General features: G+C 62.7%; 20 protein-coding genes. 8 read left to right on the top strand and 12 right to left on the bottom strand.

Annotated elements, in window-relative coordinates; all coding sequences use genetic code 11:
- Positions 1 to 26: 26 nt before the first annotated feature.
- The 3 genes from plsB to NPS47_RS07545 are packed head-to-tail and all read left to right on the top strand — an operon-like array spanning position 27 to position 3646.
- Positions 27 to 2513 carry a glycerol-3-phosphate 1-O-acyltransferase PlsB gene (gene plsB, locus NPS47_RS07535; protein WP_274294359.1) on the top strand — a complete coding sequence of 829 codons (2487 nt, stop codon included), beginning with the start codon at positions 27 to 29 and terminating at the stop codon, positions 2511 to 2513.
- 11 nt (positions 2514 to 2524) lie between these two features.
- Positions 2525 to 2923, top strand: coding sequence for a YbaY family lipoprotein (locus NPS47_RS07540; RefSeq protein WP_274294360.1), 399 nt, complete (start codon positions 2525 to 2527; stop codon positions 2921 to 2923).
- A 33-nt stretch (positions 2924 to 2956) separates the two neighbouring features.
- Positions 2957 to 3646, top strand: coding sequence for a DUF4197 domain-containing protein (locus NPS47_RS07545; RefSeq protein ID WP_274294361.1), 690 nt, complete (start codon positions 2957 to 2959; stop codon positions 3644 to 3646).
- Positions 3647 to 3716: 70 nt separating this feature from the next.
- Here the strand turns inward: NPS47_RS07545 and NPS47_RS07550 are convergent, their stop codons facing one another.
- A complete protein-coding gene (locus NPS47_RS07550; protein WP_274294362.1) occupies positions 3717 to 6782 on the bottom strand; it encodes an efflux RND transporter permease subunit in 3066 nt (1021 codons plus the stop codon).
- Positions 6783 to 6788: 6 nt separating this feature from the next.
- Entirely contained in the window at positions 6789 to 7889 is a 1101-nt protein-coding gene (locus NPS47_RS07555; protein ID WP_274294363.1) for an efflux RND transporter periplasmic adaptor subunit, read from the bottom strand.
- 193 nt (positions 7890 to 8082) lie between these two features.
- Between NPS47_RS07555 and NPS47_RS07560 the strand changes: the two genes are divergently transcribed.
- Entirely contained in the window at positions 8083 to 8718 is a 636-nt protein-coding gene (locus NPS47_RS07560) for a TetR/AcrR family transcriptional regulator (protein ID WP_274294364.1), read from the top strand.
- Here NPS47_RS07560 and NPS47_RS07565 read toward each other — a convergent pair whose 3' ends face one another.
- On the bottom strand, positions 8719 to 9498 hold the full coding sequence (locus tag NPS47_RS07565) for a class I SAM-dependent methyltransferase (RefSeq protein ID WP_274294365.1): 780 nt from the start codon (positions 9496 to 9498) through the stop codon (positions 8719 to 8721).
- A gap of 98 nt (positions 9499 to 9596) precedes the next feature.
- Between NPS47_RS07565 and NPS47_RS07570 the strand changes: the two genes are divergently transcribed.
- Positions 9597 to 10217 carry an energy transducer TonB gene (locus NPS47_RS07570; RefSeq protein WP_274294366.1) on the top strand — a complete coding sequence of 207 codons (621 nt, stop codon included), beginning with the start codon at positions 9597 to 9599 and terminating at the stop codon, positions 10215 to 10217.
- A 17-nt stretch (positions 10218 to 10234) separates the two neighbouring features.
- On the opposite strand, the gene NPS47_RS07575 is transcribed toward NPS47_RS07570, so the two are convergent.
- The 6 genes from NPS47_RS07575 to ppc all read right to left on the bottom strand — a co-directional run bounded on the left by NPS47_RS07575 (position 10235) and on the right by ppc (position 16683).
- A complete protein-coding gene (locus tag NPS47_RS07575; protein ID WP_274294367.1) occupies positions 10235 to 11065 on the bottom strand; it encodes an isocitrate lyase/PEP mutase family protein in 831 nt (276 codons plus the stop codon).
- A gap of 33 nt (positions 11066 to 11098) precedes the next feature.
- Entirely contained in the window at positions 11099 to 11968 is an 870-nt protein-coding gene (locus NPS47_RS07580; RefSeq protein ID WP_274294368.1) for a DUF72 domain-containing protein, read from the bottom strand.
- A 3-nt stretch (positions 11969 to 11971) separates the two neighbouring features.
- A complete protein-coding gene (locus tag NPS47_RS07585) occupies positions 11972 to 12259 on the bottom strand; it encodes a hypothetical protein (RefSeq protein WP_045189599.1) in 288 nt (95 codons plus the stop codon).
- 130 nt (positions 12260 to 12389) lie between these two features.
- Complete coding sequence (tsaB, locus tag NPS47_RS07590; RefSeq protein ID WP_274294369.1) at positions 12390 to 13064, bottom strand: tRNA (adenosine(37)-N6)-threonylcarbamoyltransferase complex dimerization subunit type 1 TsaB; 675 nt, start codon at positions 13062 to 13064, stop codon at positions 12390 to 12392.
- An 87-nt stretch (positions 13065 to 13151) separates the two neighbouring features.
- Positions 13152 to 13802, bottom strand: a complete 651-nt coding sequence (gene adk / locus NPS47_RS07595) for an adenylate kinase (protein WP_274294370.1) — start codon at positions 13800 to 13802, stop codon at positions 13152 to 13154.
- A gap of 253 nt (positions 13803 to 14055) precedes the next feature.
- On the bottom strand, positions 14056 to 16683 hold the full coding sequence (gene ppc / locus NPS47_RS07600) for a phosphoenolpyruvate carboxylase (protein ID WP_274294371.1): 2628 nt from the start codon (positions 16681 to 16683) through the stop codon (positions 14056 to 14058).
- Positions 16684 to 16818: 135 nt separating this feature from the next.
- On the opposite strand from ppc, the gene NPS47_RS07605 reads away from it, so the two are divergent.
- From NPS47_RS07605 to NPS47_RS07615, 3 genes are all read left to right on the top strand, one after another.
- Positions 16819 to 17163, top strand: coding sequence for a pilin assembly protein (locus tag NPS47_RS07605; RefSeq protein WP_274294372.1), 345 nt, complete (start codon positions 16819 to 16821; stop codon positions 17161 to 17163).
- Positions 17164 to 17407: 244 nt separating this feature from the next.
- Entirely contained in the window at positions 17408 to 17821 is a 414-nt protein-coding gene (locus tag NPS47_RS07610; RefSeq protein ID WP_274294373.1) for a DUF4398 domain-containing protein, read from the top strand.
- Positions 17822 to 17869: 48 nt separating this feature from the next.
- Complete coding sequence (locus NPS47_RS07615; RefSeq protein WP_274294374.1) at positions 17870 to 18658, top strand: OmpA family protein; 789 nt, start codon at positions 17870 to 17872, stop codon at positions 18656 to 18658.
- A gap of 74 nt (positions 18659 to 18732) precedes the next feature.
- On the opposite strand, the gene NPS47_RS07620 is transcribed toward NPS47_RS07615, so the two are convergent.
- Genes NPS47_RS07620 through NPS47_RS07630 form a run of 3 tightly spaced genes read right to left on the bottom strand, consistent with a single transcriptional unit; the run spans position 18733 to position 21231 of the window.
- Complete coding sequence (locus NPS47_RS07620) at positions 18733 to 19062, bottom strand: hypothetical protein (RefSeq protein WP_274294375.1); 330 nt, start codon at positions 19060 to 19062, stop codon at positions 18733 to 18735.
- Positions 19059 to 19982, bottom strand: coding sequence for an alpha/beta hydrolase (locus NPS47_RS07625; protein ID WP_274294376.1), 924 nt, complete (start codon positions 19980 to 19982; stop codon positions 19059 to 19061). Before NPS47_RS07625 ends, NPS47_RS07620 begins: the two co-directional genes overlap by 4 nt.
- Positions 19954 to 21231, bottom strand: coding sequence for a flavohemoglobin expression-modulating QEGLA motif protein (locus tag NPS47_RS07630; protein ID WP_191832224.1), 1278 nt, complete (start codon positions 21229 to 21231; stop codon positions 19954 to 19956). Before NPS47_RS07630 ends, NPS47_RS07625 begins: the two co-directional genes overlap by 29 nt.
- Positions 21232 to 21251 lie beyond the last annotated feature (20 nt).

A 21251-nucleotide genomic window follows, 5' to 3' on the forward strand; every position in this document is an offset into this window, starting at 1 on the left:
AAAAACTCACCCAGAGCACACACTGTATGACCCGTTCCCCCCTGCGCCGCCTGATCTTTGGCGCCCTGCGTCGCCTGTTGTACCTGTGGGTTCGCTCCGAGACCATCAACCAGTCGTCCTTTACCCTGAACCTGGATCGCAGCCGACCGGTGTTCTATGCCCTGCAATCGCCGTCGTTGACCGATCTGGCGGTACTCGATCGCGAATGCAGCAAGGCCGGACTGCCGCGCCCGGTGTTACCGGTAGCCGTCGGTACCCTGCAGGAACCCGCCGCGTTTTTCTACCTGACCCCCGAGCCCGACTGGCTTGGCCGTCAGGACAAACGTGGCGCCCCGCCGACCTTGTCGCGGCTGGTCAGTGCGATCAGCCAGCATGCCGAGGAAGATGCGCAGATCATTCCGGTCAGCGTGTTCTGGGGCCAGTCGCCGGCCAGTGAGTCCAGCCCCTGGAAACTGCTGTTTGCCGACAGCTGGGCGGTGACCGGGCGTTTGCGCCGGCTGCTGACCGTGCTGATCCTCGGGCGCAAGACCCGCGTGCAGTTCTCGGCGCCGATTCACCTGCGCGAGCTGGTCGAGCACGACAAAGGCCACGAACGTACCGTGCGCATGGCCCAGCGCATGCTGCGCGTGCACTTTCGCAACCTCAAGACCGCGGTCATCGGCCCGGACATTTCGCACCGGCGCAACCTGGTCAAAGGCCTGGTCCACGATCCGCTGGTGCGTCAGGCCATCGCCGACGAGGCCGAACGCGAGAAGATCCCCCTGGCCAAGGCCGAGGCCCAGGCCCTGCGCTATGGCAACGAGATCGCCTCGGACTACACCTATACCGCCATCCGCTTCCTTGAGGTGGTGCTCAGCTGGTTCTGGAACAAGATCTACGACGGCATCAAGGTCAACCATATCGAGCAGGTCCAGGGCATCGCTCCGGGTCACGAAGTCATCTACGTGCCCTGCCACCGCAGTCATATGGACTACCTGCTGCTCTCCTACCTGCTGTTCCGCAATGGCCTGACCCCGCCGCACATCGCTGCCGGGATCAACCTCAACATGCCGGTGATCGGTGGCCTGCTGCGCCGCGGCGGGGCGTTTTTCATGCGCCGCACCTTCAAGGGCAACCCGCTGTACACCGCGGTGTTCAACGAGTACCTGCATACCCTGTTCACCAAGGGCTTCCCGGTCGAGTACTTCGTCGAAGGCGGCCGCTCGCGTACCGGGCGCATGCTGCAACCGAAAACCGGCATGCTCGCCATCACCCTGCGCAGCTACCTGCGCTCATCGCGCACGCCGATCGTCTTCGTACCGGTGTACATCGGCTACGAACGCGTGCTTGAAGGCCGCACCTACCTGGGTGAGCTGCGTGGCGCGAGCAAGAAGAAAGAGTCGATCTTCGACATCTTCAAAGTCATCGGCGCGCTCAAACAGCGCTTCGGCCAGGTGGCGGTGAACTTCGGCGAACCGATCCGTCTCGGCGCCTTCCTCGACCAGCAGCAGCCCGGCTGGCGCGAACAGACTCATGCCCCGCAATTCCGTCCGGCCTGGCTCAACGAAACCACCTCGCGTTTGGGTGAAAAGGTCGCGCGTCATCTCAATGAGGCGGCGGCGATCAACCCGGTCAACCTGGTCGCCCTGGCGCTGCTCTCGACCAGCCGCCTGGCCCTGGATGAGCGTGCCCTGGCGCGAGTCCTGGACCTGTACCTGGCGTTACTGCGCAAAGTACCCTACTCGCCGCACACCACCCTGCCGGAAGGTGACGGCCTGGCCCTGATCAGCCACGTCAAAGGCATGGGCCTGCTGGCCGAGCAAAGCGACGCGCTGGGCCGGATTCTGTACCTGGACGAACAGAATGCGGTGCTGATGACCTATTACCGCAACAACGTCCTGCACATCTTTGCCCTGCCGGCATTGCTGGCCAGTTTCTTCCAGAGCAGCTCGCGCATGAGCCGCGAGCTGATCCTGCAGTACACCCGGGCGCTGTACCCGTACCTGCAATCAGAACTGTTCATCCGCTGGGAGCTGGAAGAACTGGACGCCGTCATCGACCAGTGGCTGGACGCCTTTGTCGAACAGGGCCTGCTGCGCTACGAGAACGGCGTGTACCTGCGCCCGGCGCCAAGCTCGCGCCAGTTCGTGCTGCTGACCCTGCTGGCCCGGGCCATCACCCAGACCCTGCAGCGCTTCTACATGGCCACTGCGCTGCTGCTCAACAGCGGCCAGCACACGCTAAGCGCCGAAGAGCTGGAAGACCTGTGCGTGATCATGGCCCAGCGCCTGTCGATCCTGCATGGCCTCAACGCCCCGGAGTTCTTCGACAAAACCCTGTTCCGCCACTTTATCCAGACCCAGATCGAGCAAGGCGTACTGCGCCCGGATGCCAATGGCAAGCTCGGTTACCACGCAAAACTCAGCGAACTGGCCGAAGGGGCGGCCAAGCGCGTGCTGTCGGCAGAGGTACGTTTGTCGATCCGCCAGGTGGCCTTGCACCGCAGTGAAGACACCACCGAATCCCCGGTTTAAAGGAGCTAGTGATGAAAAAACTGACCCTGATCCTGCTTGGCAGCCTGCTCGCCGCCTGCAGCAGCAACCCGCCAGCGCCCAAGGCCAGCCTCGACGGCGAAGTCTTCTACCTGCAGCGTATTGCCCTGCCGCCTGCCGCCACGTTGAGCGTCAGCCTGCAGGACGTTTCGCTGATGGATGCCCCGGCAGTGACCCTGGCCAGCCAGAATGGCCCGGTAAAGGGCAACGTCCCGCTGCCTTTCCACCTGACTTACGACCCGGCCCAGGTCAAGCCTGGCCATCGCTACGCGATCAGCGCGCGGATCGAACTGGACGGCAAGCTGCTGTTCATCAACACCGAACACCATGGCGTAACGCTTGATGGCAACGACCAGCAGTCGCTGCGCATCAAGGTCGATGCCGTTCGCTGATAGCCCGTTCTGACCACTGATAAGGATGCTGCCATGTTCCGCCCCGCTCTCACCTTCACCGGCCTGTGCGCCGGCCTGCTGCTGTCGGCCAGCGCGCTGGCGTTGTCGCTCGGCGACCTGTCGCAGAAAGACGCCACTGGCGGTCTGAAAGACGCCCTGACCCAAGGCGCCCAGGTTGCCGTGAAACAACTGGGTACGCCCGGTGGTTTCAGCAGTAACCCGGAGGTGCGCATCGAACTGCCGGGTAGCCTCGGCAAAGTGGCGAAGAAAATGAAGCAGTTCGGCATGGGGGCCCAGGTCGACCAGCTGGAGGCCAGCATGAACCAGGCTGCGGAGGCTGCGGTGCCTCAGGCTCAGGCGCTATTGGTCGATGCCGTGAAGAAAATGACTGTCGATGATGCCAAGGGCATTCTCGCCGGCGGTAACGACTCGGCTACCCAGTACCTGAGCAAGACCAGCCGCGAGCAGATCCGCGCCAAGTTCCTGCCAATCGTCAAGAAGGCCACCGATCAGGTGGGTCTGGCCCAGCAGTACAACAGCTTTGCCGGGCAGGCTGCGACCTTGGGCGTGCTGGATGCCAAGAATGCCAATGTCGAAGGCTACGTGACCGAGCAGGCGCTCAATGGCCTGTTCGAAATGATCGCCAAGCAGGAAGAAAGCATTCGCCAGAATCCGGCCGCGGCAGCGACCGGGCTGGCCAAGAAGGTGTTTGGCGCGTTGTAACCTATCGCGGGGCAAGCCCGCTCCCACCAAGGGCTGCTATACCCCGGTGGGAGCGGGCTTGCCCCGCGATTCAACCTTTCTTCACCCTGAACCAAGCGGCATACAGCGCCGGCAAAAACAGCAGCGTCAACGCCGTCGCCACTATCAGCCCGCCCATGATCGCCACCGCCATCGGCCCGAAGAACACGCTGCGCGACAGCGGGATCATCGCCAGTACCGCCGCCAGCGCGGTCAGCACAATCGGGCGGAAGCGCCGTACCGTCGCCTCGATGATCGCCTGCCAGCGGTCCAGCCCGGCAGCAATGTCCTGCTCGATCTGATCGACCAGAATCACCGAGTTGCGCATGATCATCCCCGACAGCGCAATCGTCCCGAGCATCGCCACAAAGCCGAAGGGCTGACGGAACACCAGCAGGAACAAGGTCACCCCGATCAAGCCCAAGGGCGCGGTGAGGAACACCATCACCGTGCGCGAGAAGCTGCGCAGTTGCAGCATCAGCAGGGTCAGCACCACCACGATGAACAGTGGTACACCGGCATTCACCGACTTCTGTCCGCGCGTGGAGTCTTCCACCGTGCCACCCACTTCCAGCAGATAACCGTCCGGCAGTTCGGCACGCACCGAATCCAGGGTCGGCAGGATCTGCTTGACCAGTGTCACCGGCTGCTCCTTGCCGTAGATATCAGCCCGAACGGTAACGTTAGGCAGGCGGTTGCGGTGCCAGATGATGCCCTCTTCAAACCCGTATTCCAGCGTTGCCACCTGCGACAGCGCCACGCTTTGGCCTTTGTCGGTCGGCACCGCCAGGCTCGGTAGATTGGCAAGCTCGGTACGCTCCTGGCGGGTGCCGCGCAGGAGGATCTCGATCAGTTCGTTGTCTTCGCGGAACTGGCTGACCGAAGAGCCGGTCAGCGAGCTCTGCAGGAACTTGGCCAGGTTGGCCGTACTCACCCCGAGGGCGCGGGCGCGGTCCTGGTCGATGTTGAGGTAAACCACCTTGCTCGGTTCTTCCCAGTCCAGGTGCACGTTGACCACATGCGGGTTCTCGCGCACCTTGGCCGCCACCTTGCGGGCCAGGGCACGGACCTGCTCGATGTGTTCACCGGTCACCCGGAACTGCACCGGATAGCCCACAGGCGGGCCGTTCTCCAGACGGGTGACCCGCGAGCGCATGTCAGGGAACTGCTCATCGAGGGTGGCGATCAACCAGCTGCGCAGCGCTTCACGTTCTTCGATGGTCTTGGCCAGCACCACGAACTGGGCAAAGCTGGCGGCCGGCAGTTGCTGGTCCAGCGGCAGGTAGAAGCGCGGTGAACCGGTGCCGACATAGGCCACATAGTTATCGATACCGGCGCGCTCTTTGAGCATCGCCTCCAGGCGTTTGACCTGCTCGGCGGTGTTGCTCAACGACGCGCCTTCGGCCAGCTTCAGGTCGACCATCAGCTCCAGCCGCCCGGATGCCGGGAAGAACTGCTGGGGCACGAAACGGAACAACAGGATGCTGCCGATGAACAGGGCGATGGTCGCCACGATCACCGTCTTGCGCCGCTCCACACACCAGCCGACCAGACGCCGCACGCGCTGGTAGAACGGCGTGCCGTACGGGTCAGGTCCGCCTTCGGCAGTGCCGTGCTTGGCCACATGCCGCTTGGCCAGGTCCGGCAACAGGCGCTCGCCCAGATACGGCACAAACACCACCGCAGCAATCCACGAGGCAATCAGGGCAATGGTCACCACCTGGAAGATCGAACGGGTGTACTCACCGGTACTGGACTGCGCCGTGGCGATCGGCAAAAAGCCCGCGGCGGTGATCAGGGTGCCGGTGAGCATCGGGAACGCCGTGCTGGTCCAGGCATAGCTCGCCGCCTTGATGCGGTCGAAGCCCTGCTCCATCTTGATCGCCATCATCTCCACAGCAATGATCGCGTCGTCCACCAGCAGGCCCAGGGCCAGTACCAAGGCCCCGAGGGAAATCTTGTGCAGGCCGATCCCCAGGTAATACATGGTGGCGAAAGTCATCGCCAGCACCAGTGGAATGGCCAGGGCCACCACCAGGCCGGTGCGCATGCCGAGGGAGAAGAAACTCACCAGCAACACGATCGCCAGGGCCTCGACCAGCACCTGGACGAACTCACCCACCCCGGTCTTCACCGCTGCAGGCTGATCGGAAACCTTGCGCAGCTCCATGCCGGCCGGAAGATTATGGGCAATGCGGGCGAACTCGGCCTCCAGTGCCTTGCCCAGCACCAGAATATCGCCACCGGGTTTCATCGACACGGCAAGGCCAAGGGCATCCTCGCCCATGAAACGCATACGCGGTGCGGGTGGGTCATTGAAGCCGCGGCGCACCTGCGCCACATCACCGATGCGGAACGTGCGGTCGCCCACCCGGATCGGGAACTGCTCGATCTGCTCGACCGTGTCGAAGCGTCCGCTTACCCGTAGCTGCAAGCGCTCGCTGGGGGTCTCGAAGAAACCGGCGGTACTGACCGCGTTCTGCTCTTCCAGGGCCTGCTGCACCGCCGCCAGCGGTAAGCCGAGGGTGGCCAACTTGAGGTTGGACAGCTCGATCCAGATCTTTTCGTCCTGCAAGCCAAGCAGCTCGACCTTGCCCACGTCCTTGACCCGCTGCAGTTGAATCTGCACACGGTCGGCGTAGTCCTTGAGCACGGCATAATCGAAGCCTGCGCCGGTCAGCGCGTAGATATTGCCGAAGGTGGTGCCGAACTCGTCGTTGAAAAACGGCCCCTGAATACCAGGCGGCAGGGTATGCCGGATATCGGCGACTTTCTTGCGGATCTGGTACCACAGCTCGGGGATATCGGCCGAGTGCATGGAGTCGCGCGCCATGAAGGTGACCTGCGACTCACCCGGGCGGGAGAACGACACGATCTTCTCGTACTCACCGGTCTCCATCAGCTTCTTTTCGATGCGTTCGGTCACCTGGCGCGAGACTTCCTCGGCGCTGGCCCCCGGCCAGTTGGTGCGGATCACCATGGCCTTGAAGGTGAAAGGCGGGTCTTCGCTCTGCCCCAGCTTGGTGTAGGACAAGGCGCCGACCACAGCCAGCAGAATCATCAGGAACAGCACAATCTGCCGATTGCGCAGGGCCCAGGCGGAAAGGTTGAAACCCATCGGGACTTACTCCTTGGCCGCCAGATTCACCACACGATTGGAACGATCCACCGGACGCACCTGTTGCCCCTCCTGGAGCACATGCACGCCGGCCGCCACTACCCAGTCCGAAGCATTGAGGCCTTCGAGCACCGGCACAGTGTTTTCGCCATAGGCGCCCACACGCACCGGGACGCGCTTGAGGGTGTTGTTGGCATCCACGCGCCAGACGTAGGTCTGGCCGTTCTCGGCTGTCAGCGCCGACAGCGGCACCGACAGCGGCACCTGTTCGGCATGCTGGATGAACACCCGGGCGCTCTGGCCAAGCTCAGCCGGTACCTTGCCAGCGCTGAAGGCGATCCGTGCGGCGTAGGTCCGCGAACGCGGATCGGCCGACGGTGACAGTTCGCGAATGCGTCCGTTGAAGCGTTGATCCGGTTGCGACCACAGCTCGACCGACACCGGCTGGCCGACCTTGAAGCGCCCGAATTGCTGCTCCGGCAGGCCGATCAACACCTCGCGCTCGCCATCGGTGGCCAGGGTGAACACGGTCTGACCGGCGGCAACCACCTGGCCGACTTCGACCTGACGCTTGGCGATCACCCCGTCCTGCGAGGCGCGCAGCACGGCGTATTCAGCCTGGTTACCGGCCACGTCAAATTCGGCACGCACCTGTTTGAGCCGGGCGAGACCGGCTCGGTAGAGGTTTTCGCTGTTGTCGTACTGGGAACGGCTGACCATCTGCCGATCCAGCAGGGTCTTGTAGCGGTCACGCTCGGCCTTGACCAGGTTCAGGTTGGCTTCGGCCGCGGCCAGTTGCGCACGGCTGGCCTCCAGCTGCAGGCGCACATCCTGCGGGTCGAGTTCGGCCAACGGTTGCTCGGCCTTGACCCGCTGCCCCTCCTCGACCAGGCGTTTGCTGACCTTGCCGCCGATCCGGAACGCCAGCTCTGGCTCGAGTCGCGCCCGCACCTCGCCCGGGTAGCTGTCGGCAGCGGCGCTGGCCGGTTGCGGCTGCACCACCATGGCGGGGCGCAGGGAAGTCTGCGGCGCACTTTCCTGCCCGCACGCAGCGAGCAGCAAGGCAAGACCGACAGGCAGAGCGAGGGACAAGGCATGGCGCAACATGATGAATGACCTTTCGCGAGTGACGCTTTGAATATTTATACTGGCGAGTATATTAAATCAGTGAACTCCACCGGGGAAGCGTCAGGCCAAGAGAAAAAACGCATTAACAGGCTTTCGTTATGACGATATCTGCCTGCCCCACAGGGGGCGGCGATGTACCATGTGCACTTACCGGAATCTGTACAAGTTACCCATGCCCAACGATCTCACCGCTCCCGTCGGCCCCGGCCGGCCCAAAGACCTGGCAAAGCGCCAGGCCATTCTCGAAGCGGCCAAGCAGCTGTTTCTTACGCTTGGCTATGCCAGCACCAGCATGGATGCGGTCGCGACAGCGGCAGGTGTTTCAAAATTGACGGTCTACAGCCACTTCAACGACAAGGAGACGCTGTTCACTGCAGCGATCTCGGCCACCTGTACGGTGCAGCTACCAGAGCTGATCTTCGAGTTGCCCGACGGCGTGCCGCTGGAGCAGGTGCTGCTCAATATCGGTTGTGGTTTCCAGGCGCTGATCAGCAGCGACCAGTCAGTGCAACTGACCCGGCTGATCATGACCCTCGGCACTCAGGACCCCAAGCTCAGCCAGATCTTCTTCGAAGCCGGCCCGTTGCGGGTCCTGCGGGAGATGGAAGTGCTGCTGCAGCGTGTCGACCAGCGCGGCCTGCTGCGTATCGAGCATCCGGAGCGGGCGGCGGAACACTTCTTCTGCCTGCTCAAGGGCGCGCCGAACTATCGCCTGCTGCTCGGCTACGCCCCGGCCCTGGACGCCGACGCCGCCCAGGCCCATGTCGAAGAAGTGGTGAAGATGTTCATGCGCGCCTATCGGCCCTGATCAGCCCTTGAGGGCTTTTTTCGGGTAGATGTCGTAGCGGCTCGACTTGCCTTCCAGGCTGTGGCTGGGCTTGGGGCCGTCGATGATCGGCGCCTTGCGCGGGCGCTTGACCACTACCCGGTGGCTGGCCAGGGCCAGGGCGGCTTCGAGCAGCGCGGGCGCGTCGAGGTCATCGCCGACCAAGGGGCGGAACACGCGCATTTCCTTTTTCACCAGCGCGCTCTTGTCGCGGTGCGGAAACATCGGGTCCAGGTAGATCACCTGTGGCGGCTCACCTTGCCAGTTGCGCATGCGCTCGATGGCGTTACCGGTTAGCAGCTGCATGCGCGCAACGATCGGGCCGACCTCGGCGTCCGTCGCAGCCCTTGCCAGGCCGTCCTCAAGCAGCGCGGCAACCAGCGGCTGGCGCTCGATCAGAGTCATCTGGCAACCCAGGCTGGCCAATACGAAAGCATCCTTACCCAGCCCCGCCGTGGCATCGAGCACCTGCGGGCGCACACCCTGGGCAATGCCCACGGCCTTGGCAATCATCTGCCCGCTGCCGCCACCGAACACCCGCCGGTGCGCTGCCGCGCCTTCGACAAAGTCGACACGTACCGGGCCAGGCGCCTGCGGTCCGAGCTGCTGGATCTGCAGGCCGCTTTCGCCGACCTGCACAGCAAACGCGGCGTTATCGTCCGCCACAGGCAAGTCCAGGCGCTGCGCCCACTCTTGAGCCTTGGCCTGATAATCGGCTGTCAGTGCCTCGACCCGGATACCGCCGTCCGCCAGTTGCTCCACCTTCAAATCCTGTACTCAAAAAAATTAAATGATCGCCGGCCACGGCCGATATACGAAGTATTCGCTATTTTGCCAGACCTTCACGGCCCGCGACTGCCATGACCGACATTCTTCAGCTCAGCTCAGGTTACCTATCGCCCGTTGGCGATTATGGCCGGCACAATACCCAGGCACTGGGCGGCGTCAGCCACCTGTGGCAGGATTTTTTTGCTCGCGCCCTGGCCGAGCAACAGGAACAAGGCAAGCCAGCAGACAGCGTCGCCGTCGAGCAATTCGACAAGGCAACAGGTGAGCCACTGGGCGGCAGCCGGGTCCTGACGCAGATTCATACGCAGCGCCTGTGCAATGTCCAGGATACCGAGATCGCCCCGCCTGAACCTTTGTTCCTGCCGATCGCCGAGTTGGAACCGCAACTGCTGGAAAAACTCGCGCCACCGTTCAGCGACGTTGAACTGATCGAACAACAGCGCCAGCTGGATATCAGCAATACCTGGGTTCGCCCAGTGGTCATGAGTCAGGGCCATCCACTGCCTGAACCGGGACCTGCGCCAGCACCAAAAGCGCTGTACCTGCCAATCGCCGAGTTCGAGACAGAGCTGCTGGACAAAGCCCCTGAACCGTTCGACGAACCGACCCTGGTGGCCCAGCAATCGGCACTCGACTTCGACACCCGCTGGGCCCGTCCGGTCGTGTTGAACAACGTACGCATCGCCGCCTGAGCCTCAGCAGCAAGCGATCAACGCCTGAACAGCGGGTTCAACTGATCGAACGGCATTGCCTGTTCGCCATAGGTAAAGGTGCCCTGGCCCAGGATTTCCTCGGCGCCCCGGTAAAACGCGCCGTAGGCTGCACGCATCAGCGACGAGCCGACACTGATGCGCCGCACACCCAGGTCCTGCAACTGGTTGACGCTCAAGTTCACGCCACGCATGCCCATCAGCACGTTCACAGGCTTGGGCGCGACCGCCTGGACCACCGCCCGTATTTCATTTGCCGTGCGTAATCCCGGGGCATACAGGACATCCGCCCCGGCTTCGGCAAAAGCCTGCAGGCGAGCAATGGTGTCGTCCAGGTCCATGCGCCCGTGCAGCAGGTTTTCCGCGCGGGCGCAGAGCATGAAGGGGAAGTCCAGACTGCGCGCAGCAACCACCGCCGCTTCAACCCGCTCCACCGCGTGGTGGAAGCTGTAGATCGGCTCATCGGGATTGCCGCTGGCATCCTCGATGGAGCCGCCCACCAAACCCGCCTGCGCGCCCTGCAGAATTGCCTCGGCGCAGCCTTTGGGGTCATCGCTGAAGCCGTTTTCAAGGTCGGCCGCCACCGGCAGCGCCGTGGCATCGACAATGGCGCGGACATTAACCAGGGTTTCTTCCAGCGTCATGGCGCCTTCGGCGTCCGGACGCCCCAAGGAGAAGGCCAGACCGGCACTGGTGGTGGCCAGCGCCTCGAAGCCGAGGCTGGCCAGCAGCTTGGCGGACCCGGCGTCCCAGGGATTGGCAATGACGAACGCTCGCTCGCGTTCATGCAGGGCTTTGAAGGCTTCGGCACGCAGGGTTTGCACATCCATGATCACGACTCCCGGGCAGGCGGCAGGACGCGTTCAGAGCAAGCCGAGTTGTTCGGCTTCAGGCGCCCTGTCCAGTTCAGGCAAGGCCGGCAATCCCGGCAGACGTTCCATCAGGCCCCGATGGAAACGCTGCGCCAGGGCAGCGGCCAGGCGATTATCGGCAGTATGCAGGAAAACGTAGGGGCTGCGCCCTTCCCCGATCCACGTGGCCACCTTGTCTATCCATGGCAGTAGAAACGGTTCATTGGCCGCCAGTTGCGGATGGCCGATAAAGCGCACCTGCGGATGCTGACTGAAGGCGGTGGGCCGTGGCGGTACCCGCGGCTTTTTCGATTGGGCATGGAGCACGCCCGGATCCGTCGAGGTACAGCTGAACAGTGCACGCGGATCCAGGCAGATACGCTCGACCCCTCGCCCCTGCAGCAAGCGATTGAGCAGGCGCTCTTCATCGCCCTTGGCGAAGAACGCAGGGTTGCGCACTTCGACCGCGACAGGCACATCGACTTCATCGAGAAAAGCGACCAGTTCGGCGATCCGCGCCGGGCCGAAGGTCGCCGGCAATTGCAGCCAGTAAGGCGCCACCCGTGATCCCAGCGGCTTGAGCAGTTCAATGAAGGTCTGCGCCGCGACCAACTGCCCGCGCAAGTCACCGCCGTGGCTGATATCGCCGGGGAACTTGGCGGTGAATCGAAAGTGCGCGGGCATGATCTGCGCCCAGCGTTCGATCGTCGCCGGGGCCGGTCGGGCATAAAAGGTGGTGTTGCCTTCTACGGCATTGAAAACCTGGCTGTAGAGGCCGAGAAACTCGCCGGTTTTAGCGTCCGCCGGGTACAGGTACTCGCGCCAGGCGTTTTCACTCCAGGAGGGACAACCGAGAAAATAGGGAAATGTGGACAGACTCATCCATCAAATGTACAGGTCCAACCCCAGCACTTCCATCTCCCAGTCGACAAAACCTGCGGTGGTCAGGTAGCTGGTCAGGGCCTGGGCGGTGCGTTTGTTGCGCGCCCGAGGAAAGATCATGTCCTGCTGCCGCGCAGGCAGTCCACCGCTGCGGGCCTGACCAGTGCTGGCCTGGGGCTGCACTTCGAACTCGCCGGGCAGATCCTCGTCCACGTCATCGCTGCGCACCGGCGCTTTGCGCGGGGCCCGTTTGATCGGATAGGACTGTGAGGAAAATCCGTCGATACGCATGGCGATCTTCTCAGGAGCGATGATGGCAATTTAGCAGCACCCGCGAACCTTCGCTAATGCCCGACTGATAACTGGACCACAGTTCGGGCAAAAGGTTTTATTTGGCCTGGGAATAACCGACGAACAACACTCAGCGCGCTTTCGGGGTCGCCACGTTGTCGCGCAGGTAGACCGGCTGCGCCTGGTCGGCGGCGATGGCCTCGCCGCGTTGCCAGGCGAAGGTAGCCAGGGTCAGCAGGTCCTGGGCATGTGGCAGCAGGCTGGCATCCTGGCCGCTCGGCGCCACCGCAATACGCTCAGCGTAGCCCCAACCCGTGCCGGCGCCAAACCATTCGCCGCTGGCGCCCTCAGGCAGAACCGCACGCTCGGGTGCCAGCACCGCTTCGCTGCCCAGCAGGCGCATTTCGCCGCCGACGTTCTGATAGCAGCCCCAATACACCTCATCCATGCGCGCATCGATGGCCGCCGCAACCTGGCTTACACCCTGCTCACGCAAGGCACGCTGGGCCAGTACCGCGAGGTTGGACACCGGCAACACCGGGCGCTCAAGGGCAAAAGCCAGGCCTTGAACCACACCAATGGCGATGCGCACGCCGGTGAAAGCGCCCGGTCCACGGCCGAAGGCAATCGCATCGACCGCCGCCAGGGTGGTGCCTGCGTCGGCCAGCAACTGCTGGATCATCGGTAGCAGCTTTTGTGCATGCAGGCGCGGGATCACCTCGTAATGGCTGGAAACCTTGCCGTCATGCAGCAAGGCAACGGAGCAGGCTTCAGTGGCGGTATCCAGGGCCAGCAAGGTGGTCATCGGTGTATCCAGGCGAAAGAAAAAAGAGCGGCATTATAAACAACAACGGCCCGCAAGCGGGCCGTTGTCTGCACTATCAAGTCGCAATCAGCTCAGGGCTGCCAGCACCTTGGTAGTGATGGCATCAACCGAACCGACGCCTTCGATATGGGCGTACTTCGGCTTGCCGCCATTGGCAGCCGACAGCTTCTGGTAGAAGTCTACCAGTGGCTTGGTCTGCTCGTGGTAAACCGCCAGGCGATGACGCACGGTTTCTTCGGTGTCGTCTTTACGCTGAACCAGTGCTTCACCGGTTTCATCGTCCTTGCCTTCAACCTTCGGCGGGTTGTAAACCACGTGGTAAACGCGGCCCGAACCTTCGTGAACGCGACGACCGGCAATACGCTGAACGATCTCTTCGTCTTCAACGGCGATTTCAACCACGGCATCCAGCTGCACACCAGCAGTCACCAGGGCTTCAGCCTGAGGAATGGTGCGTGGGAAACCGTCGAAGAGGAAACCGTTGGCGCAGTCAGGCTGGGCGATACGGTCCTTGACCAGGTTGATGATCAGCTCGTCGGAAACCAGCTTGCCAGCGTCCATGATCGCCTTGGCTTCCAGGCCCAGCGGGGTGCCGGCCTTGACAGCGGCGCGCAGCATGTCACCGGTGGAGATCTGTGGAATGGCGAATTTTTCGGTGATGAACTTTGCCTGAGTACCTTTACCGGCCCCGGGAGCTCCCAGCAGAATCACGCGCATATTGTGCTCCTCATTTTTGTAAGCAAATCAATGGAGTCGGCGCAGAGGGCCAAGTCCGGAATTGGGTCATGACCACAAATCGGTCAAAAGGCTGCTCAAGATACACAGCGCCTTCAAGCCACACAAGCGGTCGAAAGTCGGAAAAACCCACACACCTCAGCGTTGCAAAGCACAGGTTGCGCCGAGCGCAACCTGTTGCTTTGCAAGCATTCTCCCCTCTCTTTGCAGCCCCTCGGCGGTGCGGCGATTTATCTCAACCGGTGTTGCGCAAACCCGCCGCGATGCCCGCCACAGTGACCAGCAGAGCCTGCTCCAGCGGGCTATCCAGAGCGGCTTCGCGCTGGCGCGACCGCGCCAGCAGCTCAGCCTGCAATAGATGTAGCGGGTCCAGGTAGGTGTTGCGCAGACGGATGAATTCCAGGGTCTCCGGGCTGTGCGCCAGTAGCACCGGCTGCCCGGTCAGGCCCAGCACCACCTGGCACGCCTGCGACAATAGGTCGCGCAAATGTGCACCCAAAGGTCGCAGTTCTGGTTGCACTAGACGTTCGTCGTAGGAGCGGGCGATTTCCGCATCGGCCTTGGCCAGGACCATTTCCAGCATGTCGATGCGGGTACGGAAGAATGGCCACTGTTCACGCATCTCGGCCAGCAGTTCACCTTGTCCTCTACGCAAGGCGTTGTTCAAGGCGGCCTCCCAGCCGAGCCAGGCCGGGAGCATCAGACGGGTCTGGGTCCAGCCGAAAATCCACGGAATCGCCCGCAGGCTTTCGATACCGCCGGCACGGCGTTTGGCCGGGCGGCTGCCCAAGGGTAAACGCCCCAGTTCCTGTTCTGGAGTGGACTGGCGGAAATACTCGACGAACTCAGGGTTGTCGCGCACCACGCCACGGTAGGCCTTGACCCCGTCGGCGGCCAGTTCGTCCATCAACGCACGCCAGGCTGGCTGCGGCGGGGGTGGCGGTAGCAAGGTCGCTTCAAGGACCGCCGCCAGGTACAGGTTCAGATTCTGTTCGGCGATGTCCGGCAGGCCGAACTTGAAGCGGATCATCTCGCCCTGTTCGGTGGTACGGAAACGCCCCGCCACCGAACCCGGCGGTTGCGACAGGATCGCCGCATGAGCCGGACCACCGCCACGCCCGACGGTGCCACCGCGGCCATGGAACAGCAGCAACTCGACCTCCTGTTCGCGGCAGATGCGCACCAGCGTTTCCTGGGCGCGGTACTGGGCCCAGGCAGCTGCCGTGGTGCCAGCGTCCTTGGCCGAGTCGGAGTAGCCGATCATCACTTCCTGCGGGCCATGCAGGGCGCTGCGGTAGCCCGGCAAGCCCAGCAGGCGCTCCATCACCGGGCCGGCGTTATCAAGGTCGGCGAGGGTTTCAAACAGCGGCACCACGCGCATCGGCCGTAGCACACCGGCTTCCTTGAGCAGCAATTGCACGGCGAGCACATCGGAGGCGGCACCGGCCATGGAAATCACATAAGAGCCGAGGGACGCAGCAGGAGCGGCAGCAATCTCGCGACAGGTGGCGAGCACTTCGGCAGTCTCGGCCTGCGGCTTGAAATAGCCCGGCAGCAGCGGCCGCCGACTGTTGAGTTCCTGCTGCAGGAAAGCGATTCGTGCGTCTTCGTCCCAGTCGGCATAACGTCCCAGGCCCAGGTACTCGGTGATCTCACTGAGGGCTGCGGTATGCCGGGCGGCATCCTGGCGGACATCCAGACGGACCAGAAACAGGCCGAAGGTCACTGCCCGGCGCAGGCAGTCGAGCAACGGGCCATTGGCGATCACCCCCATGCCACAGGCATGCAACGACTCGAAACACAGGTGCAGGGGCTCGAACAGGTCATGGTTATGCTGCAACACCAAAGACGACGGTGTTTGCGGCGACTGCAAGGCGCTGTGCGCCCAGGCACGAGTTTCGCGCAAGCGATCGCGCAACTGCTTGAGCAGCGCCCGGTAAGGCTCGGCAGAATCGCCGACCTTGGCCCTCAGCGCCTCGCTGGCCTGTTGCATGGACAACTCGGAGGCCAGGGCATCGATATCGCGCAGAAACAGGTCAGCGGCCATCCAGCGCGCCAGCAACAGCACCTCGCGGGTGACCGGGGCGGTGACATTGGGGTTGCCATCGCGATCACCGCCCATCCACGAGGCAAAGCGGATCGGCGCGGCCTCCAGTGGCAGGTGCAGGCCGGTGGCTTCATGCAGGGCCTTGTCGACTTTGCGTAAATGATGAGGGATGGCGTGCCAGAGCGAATGCTCGATCACCGCAAAACCCCACTTGGCCTCGTCCACCGGGGTTGGCCGGGTGCGACGGATCTCCTCGGTGTGCCAGGCTTCGGCGATCAGCCGCTGCAGACGTTCACGGATCTGCTCGCGTTCGGCGGGGATCAGGTCGCGATGATCCTGGGCGGCCAGTTGCGCGGCGATGGCATCGTATTTCTGGATCAGCGTACGACGCGCCACTTCGGTGGGATGGGCGGTCAGCACCAGTTCGATATTCAGCTTGCCGAGCTGCCGCGCCAAGGCATCGTCACTGTGTCCGGCAGCCTTGAGCCGGGCCAGGAGCTCGGGCAGCACCCGCGCCTCGAAGGGGTCGGGCTGGCCGGCGTCCCGGCGGCGAATCAACTGATACTGTTCGGCGATGTTGGCCAGGTTGAGAAACTGGTTGAATGCCCGCGCTACCGGCAGCAGTTCATCTTCCGCCAGGTCATTGAGGGTCGAGCTCAACTGCTCGGCGCCACCGCTGCGATCCGCCTTGGCGCTGCGCCGGATGTCTTCGATTCTCTGCAGGAACGCTTCGCCGTGCTGCTCACGAATGGTGTCCCCCAACAACTCGCCCAACAAATGAACATCTTCACGCAAGCGCACATCGATATCAGTCATCAGCCTTGTCTCCGGCATTCCTGGAAAACCGCTCTGGTCCCAGAGTGCCCCACTACCGGTCATGCTTTCAAGGCAGACCAAAGGCGGCGCAGTAGCTACGCTGAAATCAGATCCCTGAGGATTGATGAGGTCATCATGAAAATCCGTGAGCTTGCCCAGCACTGGGAACAGAACGCCAAAGGTCGCCTGAGCCCGACCGGCCATGTCCTGCACCTGGATGTGGAGTCGGCGGCGCGCCTGGCCGCGCTGGCTGAAATGTACCCCAAGCGCCGCCCCGAAGAACTGCTCGGCGAGCTGCTGGGCGCGGCCCTGGAAGAACTGGAAGCGAGCTTTCCCTATATCCAGGGCCAGCAGGTGATCGCCACTGACGAAGAAGGCGACCCGCTGTATGAAGACATCGGCTCGACCCCGCGCTTCCTTGCCCTGTCCCGTCGCTACCTGCAGGACATGAGCAGCCGCAAGGACGAATCAACCCACTGACACCCTCCTCCCTGAGCCGGTACGCGGGCGCCCGCGTACCACGGCCAGCGCCTGAAGTTCCGGAAAAAACCTACTGACCGATCAGTCAGTAAAACCCGCGATCCTGCGGCAATTTTTTCTGAACTATTGAAAAAACGCCCCGGTCACAGCCAGTAGCCATCATGGCAAAACCCTCCAGCCACCAAGGCCAGCGGGCGGCGCCAATGGACTGTTACGGAATTCGTTGTTCATCAGGAGTGATCCAATGGAGTTGACCACCATGAAGACCCGTACCGCTAACACCTCATCCACTCACCTGCGCGAGCTCAAGCTGGCGGCGCTGGCGCTGGGCAGCAGCCTGGTTCTGGCCGGTTGTGCCGGCAACCCACCCAGCGAGCAGTACGCCGTGAGCCAGTCGGCAGTCAATTCGGCCGTCAGCGCTGGCGGCACCGAGTTTGCGGCGGTGGAAATGAAAGCCGCCCAGGACAAGTTCAAGCAGGCGGAAATCGCCATGCATGACAAGCAGTACGACGACGCCAGGCGCCTGGCCGAGCAGGCCGAATGGGACGCCCGCGTCGCCGAGCGCAAAGCCCAGGCCGCCAAGGCCGAGAAAGCCGTGCAGGATGCCCGCCAGGGTGTTCAGGACCTGCGTGAGGAAGGCTTGCGTAGCGCCCAGTGACGCTGCGTTGTTGCCCCTTCATTCGTAATCGATCAAAGGATGACCCTTATGCGCAAGCACATGATGATCCCCGCCCTCTTGGCCCTCAGCGTCGGCCTGGCCGCCTGTTCCACGCCACCGAACGCCAATCTGGAATCGGCGCGCAGCAACTTCTCCACGCTGCAGAGCAACCCGCAGTCGAGCAAGCTCGCCGCCCTGGAAACCAAAGACGCCCAGGACTGGCTGAACAAGACTGACGCAGCCTACATGAACAAGGAAGACCAGCAGCAAGTCGATCAGCTTGCTTACCTGACCAATCAGCGTATTGAGGTGGCCAAACAGACCATCGCCCTGCGTGCCGCAGAAGGCAGCCTGGAGCAGGCTTCGGCCAATCGCGCCCAGGCCCGCCTGGATGCGCGTGACGCCCAGATCAAGAAACTGCAGGACAACCTCAACGCCAAACAGACCGATCGCGGCACCCTGGTGACCTTCGGTGATGTGCTGTTCGATTTCGACAAAGCCACGCTCAAGAGCAGTGCCTTGCCCAACGTCACCACACTGGCGCGTTACCTCCAGGAAAATCCCGATCGCAAGGTGATCGTCGAGGGCTATACCGACAGCAAGGGCAGCGCCAATTACAACCAGTCGCTGTCCGAGCGCCGGGCCAGCTCGGTACGCATGGCACTGGTGCGCGCCGGGGTGGATCCGGCACGGATTGTTGCCCAGGGCTATGGCAAGGAATTCCCGGTGGCCGATAACGCGAGCAATTCGGGACGGGCGCAGAATCGTCGAGTTGAAGTGACGATTTCCAATGACAACCAGCCGGTGGCGCCGCGGACGGTGAGTCAGGCAAATTGAGGTAGGGCCATATCGCGGGGCAAGCCCGCTCCCACCGGAGGCAGCGGTGGGAGCGGGCTTGCCCCGCGATGCTATTACTCCTGAACCTGCTGCGGCGTCTCTTCACCCAGGCAGCGAACGGCCTGCTTCTTGTTGTCCACCAGCACCCCGGTCAGGCCTTTCTGCGAAGTGTCGAACAGCACCAGCACGCCATCGACACATTGCGCCACCTGGTTGGCCGGTTTCAGCGAGATCTTGTAATCCTCCCCCGGCACCGTCTTGAGCATGGTGAAATCGGACAGTAGCAGCGCATCTTCCGGCTTGGCGAAATGCAGATAGCCGTAATACCAGAGCGCACCAACAGTACCGATGATGCTGCAGACACCGGTGATGATCAGGGGAATCGCGTTACGTTCTTCACTCATTGTGACGTCTCGTCAGGGTAATTGGGGACTTCGGCCAGACGCCGCAGTCCATTGAAATGTTCCGGGTCTTCGAGAAAGCGCAGCATCACCTGGCGCCAGGTGCGGTCGCCAAAGGTCTGCACATGACCGCCGCGGGTCAGCTGCAACACCCGTGGCGGCGGCGCTGCCTGGTACAGCTGGATGCCGTTGGCCAAGGGTACGATCGGGTCGTCGATGCTGTGGAAGAACAGCTTCGGTGATGACTTGAGACGGGTAATCGAATGAATCGCACTGTCGCCGTCGGGCACCAGCCACGACAAGGGCACCTGGAAAGGCCAGGTCAGCCAGGTGTTGCTCAAGGCATACCGCCCGACCTGACGGTAGCTGGCCGGTACGCCATCGAACACCATGGCCTTGAAGCGCTGGCCCTGCTCAGGGTGCTCGGCCAGATAATGAATGGCCATGGCGCCGCCCAGGCTCTGGCCGAGCAGCACTTGCGGCTTGCCCTGCACTTCAGGCGCCTGGTCCAGCCACGCCAGCGCCGCGGCAATGTCCTGATAGACCTCCGGCAACGCCGGCTTGCCCTGAGACAGCCCATAGCCGCGGTAATCCAGCAACAGCACCTGATAGCCCTGCTTCGGCAGCCACCAGCTGCCACCCAGATGCCAGGCCAGGTTGCCGCCATTGCCATGCAGGTGCAGCACCGTGCCCTTGACCTCGACACCGGCCTTGGCCGGCAACCACCAGCCGTGCAGGCGTGTGCCGTCCGCTGCCGTGAGCGTTACGTCGCGGTACTCAAGCTTGGCTTTCTCGGGGGTGAACGGCTGGCCAGGCTCGGGGTAGAACAGCAGCGAACTGCAACCGCCCAGACTCAGCAGCACCAGCAGCAGGCCGAAACACCTGCGCCCTGCTTCAGAGAATATTCGAGTAATCGGCTTCAATCCGGTCCAGGCTCAGGTGGTTGAGGAAGTTGGAGAAACACATCCAGGCCGACAGCGCGTTGAGGTCGCGAAACTGCTCCGGCAAGTACTTGGGGGGTTCCACCAGGCCTTCATCGACCAGTTGGCGCAGGGTGCGCATGTCCTCAAGGGTGGTCTTGCCGCAGAACAGCAAGGGGATCTGTTCGAGCTTGCCCTTGCGCACGGCCAACTGAATATAGTTGTAAACCATGATGAAGCCCTTGAGGTAGGACAAATCTTTGGTAAATGGCAGACCATTGGGCACCGAGCCGCGGAATACCCGGCTGGCATTGCCGTAGCTCTCCGGCATGCCGAAACCCTGGGCGCGGAAGAACTCGTAGACCTGCATGAAGTCGGCACCCTCCTCGACCATGTGAATGGCGCGGGTGCGATTGGTCAGCTTGCGCAGGCGACTGGGGTAGGAAGCAAAGGCAATCACCTCCATGAGAATTGCCAGACCCTCCTGGGTCACCGTCGATGAGGGCGGACCCTTGGCCAGGAAGGTGCAGATCGGCTGGTTCAGGCCGTTGAGGGTGGTGCCGACATGCACCAGCCCCTCGTGTACCTCCAGTGCACGTACATCGCGGCTGTTGAACATGGCATCGGCGCGGATCTTGATGTAGTCGGCGCCGGCAGCGGCATCGGCGACAATGCCGTCTGACTCGAACACGCGAATGGTGTCTTCGGCTTCGTTGAACACTTTGTTCAGGCGGCCCTGGAGCATCTCCACAGCCTGTTTGGCAGTGAGGTTCTTCGGTTCGTCCTTGAGATCGCCACGGCCGTCGATGTTGTTCAGGTAGTCCGAGAGCATCAAGCCCAGATCGGCCAGGGTCGGATCACCGGCATGGAAAGCATCGGACGCGGCGCCATACAGCTCCTGGGAGATCAGGCCGAAATCCTCGGTGCCACGCGCTTCGAGCATGCGCACCACCATGCGGTATTCCTTGCACATGCGCCGCATGATCTGCCCGACCGGGTTGAACTGGCCCAGTTGACGGGTGATGTCGCGCTCGATGTTCTGGAACTCGAGCTTCACCGCAGCGGAGTCGAACGACAACGGCCGGCCCTGGTAATAGGCACGGTCAACCGCAGGTGGCTCTTTGCCCTTGGTCTTGAGGAAACCCTGGCGGATGCTGTCGTCCCACTTCACTGCGTCGAGCACGCGAATGGGCGTTTGCGCCAGGACAATGCGATCAGACAGGGCACGTATCGTCTGCTGGTACTCGTCCACCCTACACTCCTTGAATTGAC

It is taken from the genome of Pseudomonas putida (assembly GCF_028682475.1).
In the GTDB taxonomy this organism is placed as follows: Bacteria; Pseudomonadota; Gammaproteobacteria; order Pseudomonadales; family Pseudomonadaceae; genus Aquipseudomonas; species Aquipseudomonas putida_AG.